Raw genomic sequence first — 5,407 nt, 5'->3', positions numbered from 1 at the left:
GTCGTCGACGCGTCCCTCGCCGCCGCGGCGCAGGCGCACGCGGCCTTCTACGCGCGGAACGCGGCCGCTTACGGCGGGATCTCGCTGCAGGTGCACACGGAGCCGTCGTCCTGGCCGGGCTTCACCGGCGAGAACCCCTGGGACCGCGCGGCCTACTTCGGGTACGCGGGCAACGCCGCCGAGGACATGGCGTTCGGCGAGGGCCTGGTCGACGCCGTCGACACGTGGATGGACTCCGTCTACCATCGCCTGCCGATCGTCGATCCCACCCTCCGCGCAGTGGGATTCGCGCTGGCCGGCGCGCCGAACGCCGCTGGCGACCTGCCGGTGACGGACCTCGAGCTCGGCGACTGGATCCCCAAGCCCTCCGACGTGGCCTCCGGCACCATGGTAGTGTATCCCGTCGACGGGCAGCGGGACGTGCCGCTCTCCTTCCCCAGCGGCGAGGTCCCCGATCCGCTGTCGCCCTTCCCGGGCGCGTCGTACCCGGCCGGGTACCCGATCACGCTGCAGTTCCCCAGCCCGCACGTGGAAGCGGTCGACGTCGACGCGGCCGTGCTCCAGACGGACAGCGGGAGCCTGGTGCCGGCGTACGTGCTCACGCCGGACGCCGGGAGCGGTGATCCGGCGATCTCCCACCTCGGCGGCACGGCGGTCGCGCTTGTCCCGAAGGCGCCGCTCGCGCCGCTGACCACGTATCGCGTGCGCGTCACCGGCCGCTACCTCGACGACCGCGGCGACTGGCACCCCTTCTCCCGGCAGTGGAGCTTCCGGACCGCCCGCTGGGACGCGCCGCAGCTCGTCTCGGCCTCCCGGTGGCAGAGCGGGGGGCAGTGGATGGTCCGCGTCGTCGGCTACGCGGACCTGACGCAGGTGAAGGTGTACGTCGACGGCCGTCCGGTCGCGGGCGTGCGCCACCCGGCGGCGGGCACTCTGGAATTCGCGCTGCCGCCCGGCACGTACGACGGCTCGAGCGTGCTCGCCGTCGTGCAGCCCAACGGCCTTGAGGATCGGTGGCCCGGCTTTCTCGGCAGCGGCCGCCTGACCGTGGCGGGACCGGTGGACTGGCAGGCGATCGACCTGTCCCTGGACGGCCGGTCCTTCCCCAAGGGGGCGGCGCTGGCGGGCGGGACGCCGTTCCTGCCCGCGGCTCTTCTCAGCGTGGTCGGGGCGACGTTCCAATCGACGGACGACGGCGAGCTCGTCTGGCAAGACGGGGCACAGCGCTTCGTGGGGGCGGTGCGGCCGCGCTCGGCCGTGGGGTACTTCCCGGACGGGGGCAACGGGCTCGAGCGCACGTTCCTGCCGCAACCGCCCCGGGTGGAGAATGGTGCGGTGTACCTGCCTCTGGACGTCGCGCGGCGGGTGCTGCAGCCGGTCGGCCAGTTCGTGGCGTTCGACGCCGCCCGGCGGCTGGTGCGCGTGTACGCGTGGCTGAGCGACATCGCCGGTCACTGGGCCGAGGCTGACGTCCGCGACCTTGCGGAGCGCGGCATCGTCAACGGGGAGCCGGACGGTCTCTTCCATCCGGACCAGGCGCTCAATCGCGCGTCCTTCTTGAAGATGCTCGTGGCCACGCTCAAGCTGCCGCTGAGGCCCGGCGACACGGCCGGGATGGCCGTCGACCCGAACCATTGGCTCGTGCGCCAGGGCTGGCTCGGCGCGGCGGTGAAGGCGGGGATTCTGACGCCGGCGGATGCGGGCGGCGGCGGCGCGGCTGGCGCGGGCGGCCGCCTCCAGCTGGACGCGCCGCCATCGCGGCTCGAAATGGCTCGCTGGATGGGGCGGTGGGCGGTGGCGGCGGGGAAGGCCCTGCCCTCCGCGACCGGGCCGGCGCCGTTCGCGGATGTCGCGGGACTTTCGGCGGCCGACCGCGACCTTCTCGCGCGGCTGTACGAGGCGGGGCTCGTGCGCGGGGAGGCGCGGCCGGGCGGCGGGCTGGCGTTCTTGCCCGACCGTTCGATGACGCGCGCGGAGGCGGCGACCGTCGTCGAGCGGCTGGTCAGGTACGCGGGCCAGGCAGCGCCGGCGCCGTCGCGCTGACGCGCTTCGCGGCGGGGCCGCGACCGCACCTCGGCCGGCGTGCGAGCGCCGGCGCACGGCCACGATCTTCAGACCCCGTCCGCCTGAACGCGCCGACGGCCCCGCGCGGCTGGGTTCGCGCGGGGCCGTCGTTGGATGCGGCCGGCTCGCTGGCCGGCAGTCCGGCTCGTCGCCGGGATGAACCGATGAGGCCGTATGAATTTGTCGGCTCGGCCCGGTAGGGCCGCCCGTCAGAACCCCACGGATGCCGGATCCTGCGGGGCGAGGTCGGCCGGCGGGGTGATCGGGTCCAACCCCGCGACCGAGTGGACGACGATGTGCGAGTCCGTCTGCACGGGTTCGCCGTCCAGGCGGAACTCCGCGTGCCCGGTCACGTCCAGGACCGGCCCGCTGGCGGTGTCGTGCACCGTGACGGTGTACGTCGCCGAGACGGGGACGACGTCCAGCTGTTCTTCCTGGAGCCGCTGGGCGAGCCAGCCCGGCTCGAGCGACACGCGATAGGCGCCGGTGCCGTTGTCGACGTCGATGGTGACCGCGCCGGCTTCGTAGGCCTCGCGCAGCCAGTCCCATTCGTCGTACAGGCCGAACGCGGCGAAGATGCTGGCCGGCCCGTTGTACGGCAGCTTCACCCAGCCGCAGCCGTTGTCGTAGGCCATCGTCCCGCCGGCGACGTAGATGCGCGCCTCTGTGGGCTTCGCGTCCGTGTCGGAGACGAGCGCCTCGCCGCGGGCGGCGATGACCGGACCGCGGTCGCCGCGCGCGTCGTAGACCAGGTCGAGGTGAGCGGTGGGCGCCGTCTTGCCGGCGTAGGTCTCGCGCACCTCGGCCGAAAGGGCGAAGCCGCCGAGCGCTTCCAGCGTGACGAACGCCTGGGCCAGGCGGTCGCCCGCTCGCGCCGCGACGGCGGCGCCGGAGGCCGGATCCGCGCTCCCGACGGAGCCGGAGTGGGCCGGGCCGGACGAAGTCGGGCCGCCGCTGTACGCCGCCGGTTGCAGCGCCGCCGCGGCCGGCGGAGCCGCCGGCGTGGGCGCGGCGAGCGAGAGACCGACGAGCGTGGCGGCGGGGACGATCCAGATGAGCCGTTTGGTGAGATGACGACCCGGCATGTTGATCTTCCTCCGCAAGCGTCAAAGCGTTTCGACGCTCCATGGGCCATATTAGGAGCGGCCAGAAAATGGCTGCAATTCCGCGGGTTCGCGGTGTTGCGTCGCCGCAGGCGGCCCTTCGTCCGGGCCGCAATCCGCTGACGCGGCAGCGTGCCGACCTTGCAAAATCTCGCTCAATCGCGTTCACACGTCCTTCTTGTCACACGCCTGACATCTCTCCCCGCCTCCCGCCGCCCGCGGGCCGGCGACCGCGCCGCCGGATCCCGCCCGTTCATCTCTTCAGACGCCCATAAGACTGGTCCGGTTCGCTGGAAATCATCCCCTCGTTTCCCAGCCGGAAGGATTGTCCGCGATGGCGCGGAATCCCAAGCGCCACGAGGAGGCCGACAACGAAATGAGGCAGTGGTCGTGGTGGCGGCGGCCGCTCGTCGGAGTGGTCGCCGCCGTGGTGGTTGCCGCCCTGGTCACGGGGCCCTCCCGGGCCGCCGGAGGCGGCGAGTGGGAAGGGCTGACGCCGCAAGAGCAGAGCGAGCTCGCCCCGCTGGTCCAAGCTTACGAGTACATCACCGCCGATTATGCCGGCGGCGTGGACCGTCAGGCGCTGGTCGACGCCGCCATCGACGCGATGGTGAAGTCGCTGGGCGACCCGCATTCCGCCTACTTCACGCCTGAGGAGACGCGCTCGTTCACCGGCGGGCTGAGCGGCCAATACGAGGGCATCGGCGTCGAGATCACGGCCGATCCGGACGGCGCGCGCATCGTGCGCGTGTTCCCGGACAGCCCGGCGGCGAAGGCGGGGCTGCAGGCGGACGACGTGATCACGGCCGTCGACGGGGTGGCGCTGAAGGGCCACAGCATCGACGGCGCGGCCGTGCTGCTGCGCGGCCAGGCCGGCACGGGCGTGGACGTCACGGTGCGGCGCGGCACGGGCGAGGGCGCCACGACCTTTACCCGCCACCTCGTGCGGGGGCGGGTGGCGCAGCCGTCCGTCGACGCGCGCATGCTGACGAACGACATCGGCTACATCCGCATCGACCAGTTCAACGAGAACACGGGAGACCAGTTCGTCGCCGCCTACCGCGACCTGCTCGCTCGCGGGCTGCGCGGCCTCGTGCTCGACCTGCGGGACAACCCCGGCGGGTACGTGAGCGCCGCCGTGCAGGTGGCGGGGGCGCTCGTGCCCGAGGGACCGGTCGTGCGGATCGTGGACGTCCGGGGCCAGGAGACGGACTTCCCCGCGGACCCGCTCGGCCCGATGCCGCAGACGGCGGTGCTCGTGAACGGGCAGAGCGCCAGCGCGGCCGAGATCGTGGCCGGGGCGCTGCAGGACAACGGCGCCGTGCTCGTCGGGCAGCGCACGTACGGGAAGGGCTCCGTGCAATCGCTGCTCGACCTCGCCAACGGGGCGACCCTGAAGCTGACGACGGCGCACTACCTCACGCCGAAGCGGCGCGCCATCGACCACGTGGGGCTGGCGCCGGACATCCCGGTCGACCCGAAGGTGACGGTCGTGCCGGGGAACCTCGGCGACCTGGGCAAGGGCCCCATCCGGTACCACGACAAGGGCGCGGCCGTCTCGGCGCTGCAGGCGCGGTTGCGGTTCCTGGGCTACGACGTCACGGACGCGCGCGGCGACTTCGAAGGCGGGACGCTCCGGGCGCTGATGCTGTTCGAGATCGACCACCGCCTGCCGGTCACGTACGAGGTGACGGACGCCGTGCGCAAGGCGCTTGAGCAGGCCGTGGCCGAGGCCAGGGCCAAGGCGGAGGCTGAGGCTGAGGCGCAGCGCGACCCGGCGCTGGAGGCGGCGGTGGACTACCTCCTGAGCGGGAAGCTGCCGCAGGCGGCGGGCGCGGGGGCGGAGGCGACGACAGGCCGGTAGCCGCCGCATCCGGCGCCGGCCGGGCCGGGATGTGGAGCGCGCTGGTTTAGATCCCCAGCGGGCGGACCAGACTCGTCGGGTGAACGCCGAGAGGAGTTCACCCGATGCGCATTTTGAAGACGACGTTCTGGACGACGGCCATCCTCGCGGCCTACGCCGCGATCCTTGGCATGTCGATCGCCGTGGCCGTCGGTGGCGGCGCGACGCCGGGCGGCGCCGCGCCAGGTCCGGGGGTGACCGTTGCGGGCGCCACGAGCGCGGCGGCGCCGGCGGGGGCCGACGCAGGCGCGGGGCCCGCGCCAGCCGCCCCGCACGCCGCGGCGGCCGCGCCGGCCGCGGCGGCCGCACCCGCCGCCGCCCCCCCCCCCGGCGGTCG

4 protein-coding genes are annotated in these 5,407 nt (G+C 73.6%); 3 read left to right on the top strand and 1 reads right to left on the bottom strand.

Annotated elements, in window-relative coordinates:
• A partial coding sequence (locus tag IRZ18_08280; protein ID MBX5477099.1) for an S-layer homology domain-containing protein occupies window positions 1-2,043 on the top strand: 2,043 nt, incomplete at its 5' end.
• A 230-nt stretch (window positions 2,044-2,273) separates the two neighbouring features.
• Here IRZ18_08280 and IRZ18_08275 read toward each other — a convergent pair.
• Window positions 2,274-3,149, bottom strand: a complete 876-nt coding sequence (locus tag IRZ18_08275) for a hypothetical protein (GenBank protein ID MBX5477098.1) — start codon at window positions 3,147-3,149, stop codon at window positions 2,274-2,276.
• A 394-nt stretch (window positions 3,150-3,543) separates the two neighbouring features.
• Here IRZ18_08275 and IRZ18_08270 point away from each other — a divergent pair, with 394 nt between their 5' ends.
• Together IRZ18_08270 and IRZ18_08265 are read left to right on the top strand one after the other, a co-directional pair.
• Entirely contained in the window at window positions 3,544-5,031 is a 1,488-nt protein-coding gene (locus IRZ18_08270) for a S41 family peptidase (protein ID MBX5477097.1), read from the top strand.
• Window positions 5,032-5,135: 104 nt separating this feature from the next.
• Window positions 5,136-5,407: hypothetical protein (locus IRZ18_08265; protein ID MBX5477096.1), on the top strand; the 272-nt coding region annotated here is incomplete at its 3' end.

This window comes from Clostridia bacterium, assembly GCA_019683875.1.
Classification (GTDB): Bacteria; Bacillota; Sulfobacillia; order RBS10-35; family Bu92; genus Bu92.
Note: the sequence above shows the minus strand (reverse complement) of the source record. Positions and strands in the feature narration are given on the sequence as shown.